The following is a 13,469-nucleotide window of genomic DNA, read 5'->3' as shown; positions in this document are numbered from 1 at the left end:
CATCCGCGAGGGTGGCCGCCCTTTTCTTGCCGGCATGAGGGGTGCCAGCAGGAAACCTCAGGCTGCGAGTTCCGGCACCGTGCCGCCTTCGGGCATGTCGGAGGTGGCGTTGGCGAGCATGGCGGGAATGGTCTCCACCGGCACCGGCAGGCTGACCACCTTGGCCATCGCGCGTGCCGGCAGCCGTCCCAGCCGCACCAGCCGCTCGATGCTCGCGGCCACTTCGGCCTGGCCAAACGGCATGCTGATGAAATCGTCGGCGCCGAAGCGCTGCACGTAGAACTGCTCGGTGGCCTGCTGGTTGCCGCTGATCATCACGATCGGGATATGCTGCGTCAGCGGATCGTGTCGGAGCGAGCGCAGTACGGAGAACCCGTTGATGCCGGGCAGCACGATGTCCAGGAAGATCAACGCGGGCGGCTCGTTGCGGGCCATCTCCAGCGCAGTCTCGCCATCCACCGCGCGGCTTACCTGGTAGCCGTCCACCTCCAGCATTCGCCCGAGCACCGCGCGGATGGTGGCCGAGTCATCCACCACCAGCACGCGGGCACCCAGCGGCGCCTTGCCCGACGATTCATGAGGCCGACCCTGTGCCGCGCCCCCAAGCCAACGCTTCAGGAATGCCAAGCCCGCCATAGTTGTCCTCCAGCATCAGACCGTTGGAAAGCCGCCCCTGTGCGACGTTTCCGTGGAAGTGATGCTCCCGCAGAACCGCGCCCGGTTCTGCGATGGGTGACTCACATGGAATCCTTAAGCCGTCGCAATTCTCGACGCGCCTGCTTGTCCGGCCGCCCTGGCGGGGCCATCGCGCCCACTAGCTTGCGCTGGGCCTTCGCCGCTTCGCGCGCCGCCACGCTGGCCTCGCTCTCGCGGTAGAGCGCCTGCGCCACGGGGGCCGGCCCGCGCTGTTCGGAGAGTGCCAATACCTCGATTTCCAGGCGCTCCTCGCCCCGGCTGATGCGGAACAGGTCTCCCACGTGCACGGGCTTGGCCGGCTTGCAGCTACCGTCGTTGAGATCGATCTTGCCGCCATCGATGGCCTGCTTGGCCAGGCTGCGGGTCTTGAAGAAGCGTGCGGCCCAGAGCCACACATCGGCGCGAACCATCGGCGCGCCCGGAGTTTGGGGAGATGACATGGGCCCATTCTCCCCCAAAGCCAGCCCTGTAGGAGCGCACCCTGTGGGCGACCGACGACGCGCGAGGGATGAGTAGTGAGGGCGCCACGTCCGGCCACCTGGGGCCAGCGTGCATGCCGTGACGGAAATGGGCGCTTGCACCATCGCCGCTCATCCCTCGCCCCCGCTTCGATCCGGTCGCGCACAGGATGCGCTCCTACAGGACGGTGCCCTGGTGGAACAGCATCTGCCATGCACCGTCATGCCTGCGCCAGATCGAACTGCGCAGCGAGTCCGCGGCGGGGCGTTCCGGGGTGGCCTGTCGATGGCCGCGGTAGGTGACCAGCGCCACGTCGTCGGCCAGCCGGGTAACGCGAAACTCGCTGACCTCGCGCGGCGAAAACGCTTCGCCGTGCAGGGCCTGGATCACCGCCTCGCGCGTCCACACGGTGCCGGACACCCCGAATTCGAAGAAGTCCTCGGCGATCAGCTGCCGCAATGCCTCGGCGTCGGCACGTACATCCTGCCGATGCAACCGGGTCTCCAGGTCATGCAGATGATCCGCCAGTTCCATCACCCTCTCCGGTCAGCCACCGAGCAACAGGTTGCCCAACGGCACAGTGATCAATGAAAGCAGGATACCGGCGCCGAGTACGGTGTTGGCCAGTTGCGGTTCCAGCCGCGATTCATCGGCCAGGATCGCCGCCGAGATCATCGGCGCCATCGCCGCCTGCAGCACGCCAATGGTCAGCGTGAGGCCGCCAATGCCGAAGGCACGCCCCAACAGCCACGCCGCCAGCGGAGCCAGTGCCAGCTTCCACCCCAACCCCAGCGCAAGCGCCGACAACTGCCGCTCGCCCAGATGCAACTTGAATTGCAGGCCCACCGAGAACAGGGCCAGCGGCGTCAGCGTGGCACCGATGGGCATGAACACACCGTCGAGTGACGCTGGCCAGCCGCCCAGTGCGCCAGCCAGCACGCCGACGATGAGCGAAAGGAAGGCGGGAAAAGTCAGGATGCGGCGCGCAATCGCCAGCGGCTGGGGCGTCTTGCCCGAGTACCACGACGCCACCGCCACGCCAGCCGACGCCAGCAGCGGGAAACAACCCAGCTGGTCGGCCACCACCGCCAACGCGAGCCCCTCCTTGCCATGCAAGGCCTGCATCATGGGATAACCCATGAACGAGGTGTTGCCCAACCCGCAGACCAGCGTCAGCGCACCCACACGCTGGCGCGACCAGCCCAGCCAGCGCCCGAGGGTAGCGAACAGCAGCCATGCGCCGAAGAACACCACCCACATCGCCGCCACTGGAAACCACAACTGCGCATCGATCTTCACCTTGGGCACCAGGGCCAGCACCAGCGCGGGCAGCGCGATGTTGATCACCCACCAGTTGATGCCATGCACGATGCCGGCCGGCGGCTTGGCAAAGCGTGCGACCAGGGCGCCGAGCAAGAGGCAGGTGAACAGCAGCAACAACGCGCTCATGGAGTCCCCGTCAAAAGAAACGGCCGCAGTATAGCGGCCGTTCGCGGGTTGCCTGCCGCGCATGCGGCTGAGTGTGCATCACGCTTGCCGTCATCCCGGCACCGGCCGGGACGACAGGCATGGCATGTTCGACGGGCAGGCTGCCCTCAGCCCGTCACCCCACGATCAGGCGATTCAGGCGCTGCACGAAGGCTGCCGGATCGGGCAGCTGCGCACCGGCCGAGATCTCGGCCTGGTCCAGCAGCAGGTTGGCGAGATCGGCGGCCTTGGCCGGATCACTCTCGTCTTCCACGCGCTTGAGCAATGGATGCTGAGGATTGACCTCCAGCGTCGGCTTGCTCTCGGGCATGTCGTGGCCGGCCTCGCGCAGCAGACGAGCAAGATGCGGCGCCATTTCGTAGTCGGACAGGGCCAGGCACGACGGCGAGTCGGTCAGTCGCGCCGACACGCGCACGTCGCCCACGCGATCGCCCAGCAGTTCCTTGAGCTTCTTCAGCAGCGGCTCGGCGGCCTTGTTCGCCTCTTCCTGGTGTTTCTTGCCCGCTTCGTCGAGCGGCAGCTCGCCCTTGGCCACGTTACGCAGCTTCTTGCCCGCGTATTCGTGCAGGCTGCCGAGCATCCACTCGTCGATGCGGTCGGACATCAGCAGCACTTCAATGCCCTTGGCCTTGAACGCCTCCAACTGCGGGCTGCCCAATGCGGCGGCATAGCTGTCCGCAGTGATGTACCAGATCGTGTCCTGGCCCACGGCCATGCGGCCGATGTAATCGTCCAGCGACACGGTCTGGCCCGCGCCTTCGCCCTTGGTGGAAGCAAAGCGCAGCAGCTTGGCGATGCGCTCGCGATTGGCGCTGTCCTCGGCAATGCCCTCCTTCAGGGTGTTGCCAAACGACGTGTAGAAGGTAGCGAACTTCTCGGGCTCATCGCGCGAAAGCTTTTCGATCAGGTCGAGCACGCGCTTCACGCACGCGGCACGGATACGCTCCAGTTGCCGATTGTGCTGCAGGATCTCGCGGCTCACGTTGAGCGGCAGGTCGTCCGCATCCACCACGCCACGCACGAAGCGCAGGTAGTTGGGCAGCAACTCTTCGGCCGCATCCATGATGAAGACGCGCTTGATGTAGAGCTTCAGGCCCTTGCGCTCGTCGCGTCCGCCCATCATCAGATCGAACGGCGGCTGTTCGGGGATGTACAACAGCGTGGTGAAACTCTGGCTGCCTTCCACCCGGTTGTGGGTCCAGGCCAGCGGATCGTTGAAGTCGTGGCCCAGCGACTTGTAGAAGCTCTGGTAATCCTCGTCGGAAATCTCGTTGCGCGGCTTGGCCCACAAGGCCGACGCATCGTTGACCGTCTCCCACTCGTCGCCCGGCTTGCCGTCGTGCTCCTTGGGCATGCGGATGGGGAACGCCACGTGATCGGAATACTTGCGGATCAGCGAGCGCAGCTCCCAACCCTTGAGGAACTCGTCCTCGTCGGCCTTCAGGTGCAGGACCACCGCGGTGCCGCGCTCAGGAAGGTCGACCTGGGCCAGGCTGTACTCGCCCTTGCCGTCGCTCTCCCACTTCACGCCCTCGCCTGCCGGCAGGTCGGCGCGACGGCTCAGCACGGAGACGCGATCGGCCACCACGAAGGCGGAATAGAAACCCACGCCGAACTGGCCGATCAGGCGGGCGTCGGTTTTCTGCTCCGCACTCATCGCTTCCAGGAAGCGTCGCGTGCCGGAGCTGGCGATGGTGCCCAGGTTGGCCACCACCTCGTCGCGGCTCATGCCGATGCCGTTGTCGCGCACGGTGACGGTGCGGGCCTGCGGGTCCCAGCTCACCTCGATCTCCAGCTCGCCGTCGCCGGCCAGCAGGTCGGGGTTGGCGATGGACTCGAAGCGCAGCTTGTCGCAGGCGTCGGAGGCGTTGGAGATCAGCTCGCGCAGGAAGATTTCCTTGTGCGAGTAAAGCGAATGCGTGACCAGGTGCAGGACCTGGGCGACTTCGGCTTCGAATTTACGGGTTTCGGGCGCGGAGTTCGTCATACGGAAAGACTCGTGCAAAGGTCAGGCGAAAGGGGATACACAAGCAAAGGGGCCGACAGCTCGGCCCCTCATGCTGCCCGCCCCCACGGGGAGGGCAGGTGAATTCAGGCGCTGGTCGAGGCGTTCTGCAGCGCGGCGATGCGCTCTTCCAGCGGCGGATGGCTCATGAACAGTCGCTTGAAGCCGGTCGCCAGGTGGCCGGAGATACCGAATGCAGCGATGGTCTGCGGCAACGTGCTCTCGCCGTGCTGCACCTGCAGGCGCTGCAGGGCGGAGATCATCGCGCCACGGCCCGCCAGTTTGGCGCCGGCCGCGTCCGCGCGGAACTCGCGCCAGCGCGAGAACGCCATCACGATCATCGAGGCGAACAGGCCAAACACCAGCTGCAGCACCATCACCGACACGAAATACCCAATGCCGCCGCCACCTTCACGGTCACGGCCACCGGACAGCCAGCTGTCGACCAGGCGCCCCACCACACGTGCCGCCACGATCACCAGCGTGTTCACCACGCCCTGGATCAGGGTCAATGTCACCATGTCGCCGTTGGCGACATGGCCGATCTCATGGCCGAGCACCGCCGACACCTGCTCGCGGTCCATCTGCTGCAGCAGGCCGGTGCTCACCGCCACCAGCGAGCTGTTCTTGGTCATGCCGGTGGCGAACGCGTTCATTTCGGGCGCGTCGTAGATGGCCACCTCGGGCATGCCGATGCCGGCCGCCTGCGCGTGTCGGCGCACCGTTTCGACCAGCCAGCGCTCGGCTTCGTTCTGCGGCTGCTCGATCACGCGGGCGCCGGTGGACATCTTGGCCGTCCACTTGGACATGGCCAGCGAAATGAAGGCGCCACCCATGCCGAACACGGCGGCATAGATCAACAACCCACCCATGCCGCCGTAACCACGGGCGGCGGCCCACTGATCGACGCCAAACAGATGGCAGACGATGCTCAGCAGGAACAGTACGGCGATATTGGTAAGCAGGAACAATGCGATGCGACGCATGGCTGTCTCTCGGGCAGTCATGAAAAGGGATACGGCTTTCGCCGCCGTGAAAGGATCGTGGCGAAACCTTGCGGTTTCAAGGCCCGGCGCGACAGCAGGCAACGCCAGCCATGACAGGCTTTATCGACGCGTCAGCCAGGCCAACCGCGCACACGTGGGGCATCGGCCAAGGCAACCTCCGTAGAATGGCCCGATGAGCTACCGCGGACGCTTCGCCCCTTCTCCGACCGGCCACCTGCATTTCGGTTCCCTCGTGGCGGCCGTGGGCAGCTGGCTCTGCGCGCGCCATGCGGGCGGCGCATGGCTGCTGCGGGTGGAGGACATCGATCCACCGCGCGAGATGCCCGGCTCGGCCGAGAGCATCCTTGCCGCCCTGCCCGCCTTCGGCCTGCATGCCGACGCTCCCGTGCTGTTCCAGTCCCGGCGCATTGCCGCCTATGACGAGGCCTTCGAGCAACTCAGGGCCGCCGACCTGGTGTTTCCCTGCTGGTGCAGCCGCAACGATCTGGCAGGCGGCCTCCATCTGGACGGACATTGCCTGGCCGCTCCGCAGCCCGAGCGCGCTCCGGCGTGGCGCCTGCGCGTTCCGGACGAGATCATCGCGTTTGACGACGCCCTGCAGGGGCCGCAGGCGCAAAACCTGCGCCACACCGCGGGCGACTTCGTGATACGCCGGGTCGAGGGCTACTACGCCTACCAGTTGGCCTGCGTGGTGGATGACGCCTACCAGGGCATCACCCAGGTCGTGCGCGGCAACGACCTGCTCGACTCCACGCCGCGACAGATCTTCCTGCAACACTGCCTGGGCCTGCCGACGCCGGGTTATCTGCACCTGCCATTGGCGCTGGACGAAGGCGGCCGCAAGCTGTCCAAGTCCGAGCAGGCCCATCCAGTCGACCCGACCCAGCCACTTCCTGCATTACGCCAAGCCTTGGCCTTTCTCGGATTGCCAGCATCCGCGACAGCCGAAACCGCCGACACCCTGCTCGCGGAGGCGCTCGCACACTTCGATCCCGCGCTTTTGCCGCACTGCAGCGAGCGCATTGCCGCCTGAAAACCGCTATAAAGAAGTTCCGTCCTGACCCTCGCGTATGGCGCGGCGCCCGCTCATCGTCCGTAGACGTTTTGCCATGTGTTACGTGGTAGAGATGGCGTGGCCCCGGTCGCATGGTCAGGGGTGAATGAACATCGGCATCTTTCGGAGAACAGGCATGACGCAGCGCACGGCATTGGTCACTGGCGGCACCGGCGGTATCGGCACCGCGATCATTCGCTACCTCGCCCGCCAGGGGCATCGGGTCGCCACCAACTACCGCGACCAGTCCAAGGCCGAAGCGGTGAAGGAACTGATGGCGAAGGAAGGCATCGAGGTGATGCTGGTGCCGGGCGACGTCAAGGACCCTGATTCGTGCGAAGCGATGGCACGCATCATCGAAGGCGCCATGGGCCCGGTGGAGATCCTGGTCAACAATGCCGGCATCACACGCGACACCACCTTCCACAAGATGAGCTATCCGCAGTGGATGGAAGTGGTGAACACCAACCTCAACGCCTGCTTCAACGTGACACGCCCGGTGATCGAGGGCATGCGCGCGCGCAAGTGGGGCCGCATCGTGCAGATCAGCTCCATCAACGGCCAGAAGGGCCAGTACGGCCAGGCCAACTACGCCGCCGCCAAGGCCGGCATGCACGGCTTCACCATTTCGCTGGCGCAGGAAAACGCCAAGTTCGGCATCACGGTGAACACCGTGTCGCCGGGCTACGTGGGCACCGACATGGTGATGGCGGTACCGGAGGACGTGCGTGAAAAGATCATCGCGCAGATCCCGGTGGGCCGCCTGGGCCGTCCGGAGGAAATCGCCCATGCGGTGGCCTTCCTCACCGGCGAAGAGGCCGGCTGGATCACCGGCGCGAACCTCTCGATCAACGGCGGTCACTACATGGGTTGGTAAAAGCAGGGATGGGGGATGTGTCGCGGGGGTGCTCCGATATGCGCCCCCAACCCCGGTTTCACCCCAGCAGCTTCTCCATCACCTTGCCCACCGCGGCGAATGCAAACGCGCCGGTCACATGGGTGGCGGCCCCCAGCCCACCGCCGCAGGCGAGATTGAGCGCCTCGGTGCCGTTGGCCACCGGCGGGCGCGTGCCGCACACGCTGCCATCCGGCTGCGGGTACTGCACGTTCTGCAGCGAGTACACCGCCGACACGCCGAAGTAACGATCGGGGTTGCGCGGAAAGCCGAAGTCCTGGCGGAGCTTCTTGCGGATCAGGCTGAACATCGCGTCGTGCTCGGTGCGCGAAAGATCGCGCACGCGGATCTGCGTCGGATCGGTCCGCCCACCGGCCGAGCCCACTGTCACCATCGGCAGTTTGCGGCGACGGCACCAGGCGATGGCCTCCAGCTTTACGCGGAACGCGTCGCAGGCATCCAGCACCACGTCGTAGCCGCGGTCGAGCAGTTCGTCCAGCGTCGAGGTGGTGAGGAAGCGCTCGATCGCATCCACCTGGATCGCAGGATTGATCGCGCGCAGGCGCTGTTCGATCACCGCAACCTTGGACTTGCCGTACTCGCCATCCAGCGCGTGCAGCTGTCGGTTGGTGTTGGATACACAGATCTCGTCCGCATCGATCAAGGTCAGGCGGCCCACGCCGCTGCGCGCCAGCGCCTCGGCCGCCCAGGAACCTACGCCGCCAATGCCGATCACGCAGACATGGCTCTGCGCCAGCCGGTCCACGCTGCCCACGCCGTACAGGCGCTCCACGCCGGCAAACCGTTCGCGTGGATAGGCCACTTCGGCCACGCCCTTCGGGGAAGCCCCTGCAACGGCGCCAGCCGCACTATCTGGATGCATTACTGAAACCCGTCCAAGACCTTGAAGACAGGGCATTTTAGCTGCAGCCGACGCGCGCCGCAGCACGGCCGCGAAAAGCGCGGGTATGCTTGCGCTTCCTTTGCCACCACGCGGAAACCTCCAGCATGCGCGCCGCCCTCCTGATCGTGCTCGGCCTGGCCATCGGCATCCTTGGCACGGTGTTCTCCATGAATGCGTTGCACGAACACGAACCGCTATCGCACTCGGTGATGAAGCTGATGGGGCACCACGCGGGCGCGCTCAACCAGGCCGTGAAGACTAATCAATGCGATGCCCCCCAGGTACAGCAGCACCTGACCCGCCTGCTGGAGACCTCGGCCGACATCACGGAAGCCTTCCCCGGCGTGGACAAGCCTTTCCTGGACGAAGCCGCCAAGCTGCACCAGGAGGCGCAGGCCGCCGTGCAGGCCACCCCCACCACCTGCGCCGCACTGGCCCAGGCGATACGGCCGGTCAACGAAACCTGCAAGTCCTGCCACGAGCAGTACCGCTGACCCTCGGCCAGCGCCTGCGCGGCGTCAGATCTTTACCTTGCCGCGCAGGATCTGCCAGTACATCACCCAATCGCCCATCAGGCTGTACAGCGGATGGGTGAAGGTGGCCGGCCGGTTCTTCTCGAACACGAAGTGGCCGATCCAGGCAAAGCCGTAGCCCGCCACCGGCGCCAGCAGCAGCCACCAGGCGTTACCGGTGAGCAGCGCCAGTGCGATCACCGCCAGCACCAGCGTACTTCCCACGAAGTGCATGCGGCGACACTGAAGGTCGGCGTGCTCGTTCAAGTAGAACGGATAGAACTCGCGGAAGCTGGCAAAGCCGGACATGCTGGTCACCCCGGAAAGAATGAACACCAGCCTAATACCATACGCAGCCGCATGCACGCGCAGTCGCAGCATGCGGCTGCGCCTTCTTCAGGTCGGTAGCGGGATGAACTCCTGCTCGTCGCCCACGACCTTCCCCATGCGCTGAGCCGCCCAGTCGGCCTTGGCCTGGTCGATGCGCTCACGGCTGCTGGCCACGAAGTTCCACCACAGGTGACGCTCGCCATCCAGCGGCGCGCCGCCGAACAACATGACGCGACTGGCCACGCGCGCGCGCAACGGCGGCGAGTCCGCGCCGGCCTGTACCGCTGCCTGCATGGGCTGCACAGTGACGCCGTCCCACTCCACCTCGCCGTCGACCACGCACACGCCGCGCTCGCTGTGCTCCGGCGGCCACGACAGCTCGGCGCCTGCCTCGAGCGTCGCCTCGATGAAGAACATCGGTGCGAACACCTTCACCGGCGATGCCTTGCCGTAGGCCGTGCCGGCGATCAACACCAGGCTGGCGCCCGGAAGCTCCAGCCGCGGCAGCTCGTCTGCGCCGTGGTGATGGAATTCCGGATCAATCTCCGCGTCCTTCTGCGGCAAGGCCACCCAGACCTGGATGCCGTGCGTGCGCTGCCCGCCGCCGCGCGCCTCGGGCGGCGTGCGCTCGGAATGCACGATGCCACGCCCCGAGGTCATCCAGTTCACCTCGCCCGGACGGATGTCGGCGATGCTGCCCAGGCTGTCGCGATGGCGGATCACGCCCTCGAACAACCAGGTCACGGTGGCCAGGCCGATGTGCGGGTGCGGCCGCACATCCATGCCCTGGTCCTCCAGAAAGGTCACCGGGCCCATGTAATCGAAAAACACAAACGGCCCCACGTGCCGGGCCTGCAATACAGGCAGCAGGCGTCGTACGTTGAAGCCATCACCCAGGTCGTGCACACGACCGTCGATCACCATCGGTTGCTGTTCCATCCATGACTCCTGGAATAAAGACAGGGCGGCTTACCAGGCGCGCTGGTACTGCACCGGCGCCTCGATCGACACGCCCAGCTCCTGCGCAGCGCGGCGCGGGAAATACGGGTCGCGCAGGCTCTCACGCGCAATCAGCACGAAGTCGGCACAGCCCTCGTCGATGATGCGCGCCGCATGTGTGGATTCGGTGATGAGGCCCACTGCGCCAGTGGCGATGTCCGCGTCGCGCCGTATCCGCGCGGCGAACGGCACCTGGTAACCGGGCGCCACGGGAATCTTCACATGCGGCACCAGGCCGCCGCTCGACACGTCCACCAGATCCACGCCCAGTGGCTTCACCAGCCCCGCCAGCTGGACGCTCTGCTCGATGTCCCAGCCACCCTCGGCCCAGTCGGTGGCGGAAATGCGCAGCCACAGTGGCAAGTGCTCGGGCCATACCTCACGCACGGCCTTGATCACTTCGAGCACCAGTCGCGTGCGGTTCTCGAAGCTGCCGCCATAGTTGTCGGTGCGCTGGTTGCTCAGCGGCGAAAGGAATTGATGCAGCAGGTAGCCATGCGCCCCGTGCAGTTCGATCAACTGGAAGCCCGCTTCCCGCGCACGCACCGCGGCCGCGCGGAAATCCGCGACCACCTGGGCAATCCCCGCCGCGTCCAGCGCCTGCGGCACGTGCCAATGGTGGTCGAACGGAATGGCCGACGGTGCCACGGTCTGCCACGCTCCGGCCTCGGCCGTCAGCGGGTGGCCGCCCAGCCAGGGGGCCTGCACGCTGGCCTTGCGTCCGGCGTGCGCCAGCTGCACGCCGGCGATGGCGCCCTGTGCGTGGATGAAACGCGTGATCGGCTGCCATGCAGCCACCTGACGCTCATTCCACAAGCCCACGTCGCCAGGCGAGATGCGCCCCTGTGCACTGACGGCGGTGGCTTCCGCGATCACCAGCGCGGCGCCACCCACGGCTCGACTACCCAGATGGACGAGATGCCACTCGTCCGGCATGCCATCGACAGCCGAGTACTGGCACATCGGTGCGATGACCAGTCGATTGCGCAACGTCAGGCTGCGTTGGGCGTAGGGAGTGAACAGTTTCATGGGAGGGGTCCGGGGAAAGATCAGGCACACATGCAGGCGCGCAGGCGCCGCTTCAAGTTGCCGCATCGCGCGATTGCACCTGGGCAAGCCACGCCGCCACGCGAGTGGCCACGGGTGCAGGCGTCTTCATCCAGCCAAAGTGATCGGCGCGCCGGCCCTCGAGGTCGGCGCCAGTGATGACTTCGCGTGCGGCCTGGCTATGCGGCATCTTGCCGAGCAGCCAGTCCAGGGAAGCCGCAGGCCCCAGCCAGTCGTCGTGCAGGCGCAGGGCGAGCAGCGGCAGGTCCAATGCCCGCAGGCCCCCCTCGAAATCCACCTCGCTGCCGGCAGCGGCATAGCGTCCGGTGCGACCACTGCGGGGCCAGTCCTCGATCACGCGGCGAGCCTCGTTCCCGCCAAAGCCGATCCGCCGTCCTGGCAGGTAGCCAACCAGTCTCGCCAGCCAGGGCGCCAGCGTGTAACCCATCCAGATCCAGCGCCCGTAGCGAAACTGCCGCCAGTACGGCGATCCGCTGGCCACGACCACCAGCCCCGCCACTCGCGCCGGGTGCAGGCTCGCGTACAGCGAAGCCAGCTGCGCGCCCAGGCTATGCCCGCCCATCCAGTAGTGCTGGCGCGGCAGTCGCGCATGCAACGCAGCCACGCCAGCGGGGATGTCTTCCAGCAGCAGTTCGCGATAGCCCCAGTCGTCATGGCGGCCGGCGCGGTGATTGCTCGAGCCGATGCCACGCCATTCGTGGATCGCCACTGCGATCCCTTGCCCTGCCAGTGCCTGCGCCAATGGCAGGTATTGCCGGGCCGAGACGCCCAGCGCAGGCAGCCAATACAGCACCTCGCGCACCTCGCCCGCCGGCCGTTGCAGCAGCACTTCGGCAAATGCACCGTCACCACTGGTAGCCGGTAGGGTTTCGCATGCGGGCAAGCAGGCATTATCTGGCGCGTTTGCAGACATCATCGGAAGAGGCACGGGCGTAAATGACCAATGGCGATGCGGGAGCGTGGCAGGCTAACCAATCCATTGACGATGAAAAAGACCGCCCATAAAAAAAAGGCCGGCTTGCGCCGGCCTTTTTCTTCATTCATGGCGACAACTCAAGCGGGAGTCACTTCATCGGCCTGCAGGCCCTTTTGGCCCTGCACGACCTTGAAGCTCACCTTCTGCCCCTCTTTCAGGCTACGGAAGCCCGAACCGCTGATCGCCCTGAAATGCACGAAGACGTCTGGGCCGCTCTCGCGGCTGATGAAGCCGAAGCCCTTGGCGTCGTTGAACCATTTGACTGTGCCAACTTCACGATCCGACATGACTCACTCCGATCTGCTCGATGCTGAGACAAGTCAGCCTCCCCTTTGGCCGACGGCTTACTGGGCATGCAGGGATCGGGTGAAGCGATGTGGACTCTTGCGAGTCACGCATCGGGCACGCACGTGACCGAGCAACCACAGTAAATGCAGCATAACGGATTTCTTTAATGCAAGTGAATGGCTTTATGCATATTCACGCATTTTCACATTTCAACGACATTTGCCAAAAAACAAAAAAGCCAGGCATTGCTGCCTGGCTTTTTCTTTGCGCAATTAAACGCGCTTTTCTTTAGGCCACCATCACTTCGTCGGCCTGCAGGCCCTTCTGGCCCTGCACAACCTTGAAGCTGACCTTCTGGCCTTCCTGCAGGCTCTTGAAGCCATTGCCCTGGATCGCGCGGAAATGCACGAAGACATCCGGGCCGTTGTCACGGCTGATGAAGCCGAAACCCTTGGCATCGTTGAACCACTTGACGGTACCGATCTGACGATCAGACATGTAAATCACTCCGTAGGATTGAACAGACTCGGCCCGCGCAACATGCGCAGGCCGGCTTACTGGTGTGCTAGGAAACCCTAGGGGTGAGGCGATGATGCTAGATCGAGATCAGGCGCCATCGGGTCACAAAACTCTGGTGACCCCGGCAAACACAGCGGAGACATCATAACCGCTCAAAGTCCGTAACGCGAACCGGATTTTGCCTGCAAAGCTGAATGAATCCCTATCCACGGCAGGAAGGAAAGGTATGATTTTCACATAACCTTCTCATTTGACCCTTTTGCTTTACC

At 65.3% G+C, this 13,469-nt stretch carries 17 protein-coding genes; 3 read left to right on the top strand and 14 right to left on the bottom strand.

Annotation, left to right across the window (positions count from 1 at the left end; translation table 11 throughout):
- Nucleotides 1-57 precede the first annotated feature (57 nt).
- From DVU99_RS06605 to htpX, 6 genes are all read right to left on the bottom strand, one after another.
- Nucleotides 58-636, bottom strand: a complete 579-nt coding sequence (locus tag DVU99_RS06605; protein ID WP_114239398.1) for a PleD family two-component system response regulator — start codon at nucleotides 634-636, stop codon at nucleotides 58-60.
- A gap of 101 nt (nucleotides 637-737) precedes the next feature.
- On the bottom strand, nucleotides 738-1,136 hold the full coding sequence (locus DVU99_RS06600) for an RNA-binding S4 domain-containing protein (RefSeq protein ID WP_114239397.1): 399 nt from the start codon (nucleotides 1,134-1,136) through the stop codon (nucleotides 738-740).
- Between the two features lie 196 nt (nucleotides 1,137-1,332).
- Entirely contained in the window at nucleotides 1,333-1,689 is a 357-nt protein-coding gene (locus DVU99_RS06595) for a DUF4440 domain-containing protein (RefSeq protein WP_114239396.1), read from the bottom strand.
- Between the two features lie 12 nt (nucleotides 1,690-1,701).
- Nucleotides 1,702-2,604, bottom strand: coding sequence for an AEC family transporter (locus DVU99_RS06590; RefSeq protein WP_198670206.1), 903 nt, complete (start codon nucleotides 2,602-2,604; stop codon nucleotides 1,702-1,704).
- Nucleotides 2,605-2,758: 154 nt separating this feature from the next.
- Nucleotides 2,759-4,630: a molecular chaperone HtpG gene (gene htpG, locus DVU99_RS06585; RefSeq protein ID WP_114239394.1), complete on the bottom strand. Its 1,872-nt coding sequence runs from the start codon at nucleotides 4,628-4,630 to the stop codon at nucleotides 2,759-2,761.
- A 104-nt stretch (nucleotides 4,631-4,734) separates the two neighbouring features.
- Nucleotides 4,735-5,634, bottom strand: coding sequence for a protease HtpX (gene htpX / locus DVU99_RS06580; RefSeq protein WP_114239393.1), 900 nt, complete (start codon nucleotides 5,632-5,634; stop codon nucleotides 4,735-4,737).
- 193 nt (nucleotides 5,635-5,827) lie between these two features.
- On the opposite strand from htpX, the gene gluQRS reads away from it, so the two are divergent.
- Together gluQRS and phbB are read left to right on the top strand one after the other, a co-directional pair.
- On the top strand, nucleotides 5,828-6,688 hold the full coding sequence (gluQRS, locus tag DVU99_RS06575) for a tRNA glutamyl-Q(34) synthetase GluQRS (RefSeq protein ID WP_114239392.1): 861 nt from the start codon (nucleotides 5,828-5,830) through the stop codon (nucleotides 6,686-6,688).
- 157 nt (nucleotides 6,689-6,845) lie between these two features.
- Nucleotides 6,846-7,586 (top strand): acetoacetyl-CoA reductase, encoded by a 741-nt coding sequence (gene phbB, locus DVU99_RS06570; RefSeq protein ID WP_114239391.1) that lies wholly within the window; start codon nucleotides 6,846-6,848, stop codon nucleotides 7,584-7,586.
- A 58-nt stretch (nucleotides 7,587-7,644) separates the two neighbouring features.
- On the opposite strand, the gene DVU99_RS06565 is transcribed toward phbB, so the two are convergent.
- On the bottom strand, nucleotides 7,645-8,487 hold the full coding sequence (locus tag DVU99_RS06565) for a ThiF family adenylyltransferase (RefSeq protein WP_232823484.1): 843 nt from the start codon (nucleotides 8,485-8,487) through the stop codon (nucleotides 7,645-7,647).
- 125 nt (nucleotides 8,488-8,612) lie between these two features.
- On the opposite strand from DVU99_RS06565, the gene DVU99_RS06560 reads away from it, so the two are divergent.
- Entirely contained in the window at nucleotides 8,613-9,002 is a 390-nt protein-coding gene (locus DVU99_RS06560) for a cytochrome c (protein ID WP_114239389.1), read from the top strand.
- 24 nt (nucleotides 9,003-9,026) lie between these two features.
- On the opposite strand, the gene DVU99_RS06555 is transcribed toward DVU99_RS06560, so the two are convergent.
- The 7 genes from DVU99_RS06555 to DVU99_RS06530 all read right to left on the bottom strand — a co-directional run bounded on the left by DVU99_RS06555 (nucleotide 9,027) and on the right by DVU99_RS06530 (nucleotide 13,179).
- On the bottom strand, nucleotides 9,027-9,329 hold the full coding sequence (locus tag DVU99_RS06555; RefSeq protein WP_114239490.1) for a DUF962 domain-containing protein: 303 nt from the start codon (nucleotides 9,327-9,329) through the stop codon (nucleotides 9,027-9,029).
- Between the two features lie 87 nt (nucleotides 9,330-9,416).
- A complete protein-coding gene (locus tag DVU99_RS06550; protein WP_114239388.1) occupies nucleotides 9,417-10,289 on the bottom strand; it encodes a pirin family protein in 873 nt (290 codons plus the stop codon).
- Between the two features lie 30 nt (nucleotides 10,290-10,319).
- Complete coding sequence (locus DVU99_RS06545) at nucleotides 10,320-11,378, bottom strand: NADH:flavin oxidoreductase/NADH oxidase (protein ID WP_114239387.1); 1,059 nt, start codon at nucleotides 11,376-11,378, stop codon at nucleotides 10,320-10,322.
- A 52-nt stretch (nucleotides 11,379-11,430) separates the two neighbouring features.
- Nucleotides 11,431-12,330 carry an alpha/beta fold hydrolase gene (locus DVU99_RS06540; protein ID WP_114239489.1) on the bottom strand — a complete coding sequence of 300 codons (900 nt, stop codon included), beginning with the start codon at nucleotides 12,328-12,330 and terminating at the stop codon, nucleotides 11,431-11,433.
- Nucleotides 12,330-12,461: a hypothetical protein gene (locus DVU99_RS20230; protein ID WP_255412908.1), complete on the bottom strand. Its 132-nt coding sequence runs from the start codon at nucleotides 12,459-12,461 to the stop codon at nucleotides 12,330-12,332. The genes DVU99_RS06540 and DVU99_RS20230 overlap by 1 nt, the downstream gene beginning before the upstream one ends.
- A gap of 9 nt (nucleotides 12,462-12,470) precedes the next feature.
- The gene (locus DVU99_RS06535) at nucleotides 12,471-12,680 is read right to left on the bottom strand and encodes a cold-shock protein (RefSeq protein WP_114239386.1); all 210 of its coding nucleotides are present in this window, start codon (nucleotides 12,678-12,680) and stop codon (nucleotides 12,471-12,473) included.
- A 289-nt stretch (nucleotides 12,681-12,969) separates the two neighbouring features.
- Complete coding sequence (locus tag DVU99_RS06530) at nucleotides 12,970-13,179, bottom strand: cold-shock protein (protein WP_114239385.1); 210 nt, start codon at nucleotides 13,177-13,179, stop codon at nucleotides 12,970-12,972.
- Nucleotides 13,180-13,469: the final 290 nt, after the last annotated feature.

Origin of the sequence: Dyella sp. C9 (assembly GCF_003332825.1) — a bacterium.
Classification (GTDB): domain Bacteria; phylum Pseudomonadota; class Gammaproteobacteria; order Xanthomonadales; family Rhodanobacteraceae; genus Dyella.
Note: the sequence above shows the minus strand (reverse complement) of the source record. Positions and strands in the feature narration are given on the sequence as shown.

Bases quoted from the DNA above. Each gene is read 5' to 3' on its own strand.
- DVU99_RS06605 (WP_114239398.1), bottom strand. From the start codon at position 636: ATGGCGGGCTTGGCATTCCTGAAGCGTTGGCTTGGGGGCGCGGCACAG.
- DVU99_RS06600 (WP_114239397.1), bottom strand. From the start codon at position 1,136: ATGTCATCTCCCCAAACTCCGGGCGCGCCGATGGTTCGCGCCGATGTG.
- DVU99_RS06595 (WP_114239396.1), bottom strand. From the start codon at position 1,689: ATGGAACTGGCGGATCATCTGCATGACCTGGAGACCCGGTTGCATCGG.
- DVU99_RS06590 (WP_198670206.1), bottom strand. From the start codon at position 2,604: ATGAGCGCGTTGTTGCTGCTGTTCACCTGCCTCTTGCTCGGCGCCCTG.
- htpG (WP_114239394.1), bottom strand. From the start codon at position 4,630: ATGACGAACTCCGCGCCCGAAACCCGTAAATTCGAAGCCGAAGTCGCC.
- htpX (WP_114239393.1), bottom strand. From the start codon at position 5,634: ATGCGTCGCATCGCATTGTTCCTGCTTACCAATATCGCCGTACTGTTC.
- gluQRS (WP_114239392.1), top strand. From the start codon at position 5,828: ATGAGCTACCGCGGACGCTTCGCCCCTTCTCCGACCGGCCACCTGCAT.
- phbB (WP_114239391.1), top strand. From the start codon at position 6,846: ATGACGCAGCGCACGGCATTGGTCACTGGCGGCACCGGCGGTATCGGC.
- DVU99_RS06565 (WP_232823484.1), bottom strand. From the start codon at position 8,487: ATGCATCCAGATAGTGCGGCTGGCGCCGTTGCAGGGGCTTCCCCGAAG.
- DVU99_RS06560 (WP_114239389.1), top strand. From the start codon at position 8,613: ATGCGCGCCGCCCTCCTGATCGTGCTCGGCCTGGCCATCGGCATCCTT.
- DVU99_RS06555 (WP_114239490.1), bottom strand. From the start codon at position 9,329: ATGTCCGGCTTTGCCAGCTTCCGCGAGTTCTATCCGTTCTACTTGAAC.
- DVU99_RS06550 (WP_114239388.1), bottom strand. From the start codon at position 10,289: ATGGAACAGCAACCGATGGTGATCGACGGTCGTGTGCACGACCTGGGT.
- DVU99_RS06545 (WP_114239387.1), bottom strand. From the start codon at position 11,378: ATGAAACTGTTCACTCCCTACGCCCAACGCAGCCTGACGTTGCGCAAT.
- DVU99_RS06540 (WP_114239489.1), bottom strand. From the start codon at position 12,330: ATGTCTGCAAACGCGCCAGATAATGCCTGCTTGCCCGCATGCGAAACC.
- DVU99_RS20230 (WP_255412908.1), bottom strand. From the start codon at position 12,461: ATGAATGAAGAAAAAGGCCGGCGCAAGCCGGCCTTTTTTTTATGGGCG.
- DVU99_RS06535 (WP_114239386.1), bottom strand. From the start codon at position 12,680: ATGTCGGATCGTGAAGTTGGCACAGTCAAATGGTTCAACGACGCCAAG.
- DVU99_RS06530 (WP_114239385.1), bottom strand. From the start codon at position 13,179: ATGTCTGATCGTCAGATCGGTACCGTCAAGTGGTTCAACGATGCCAAG.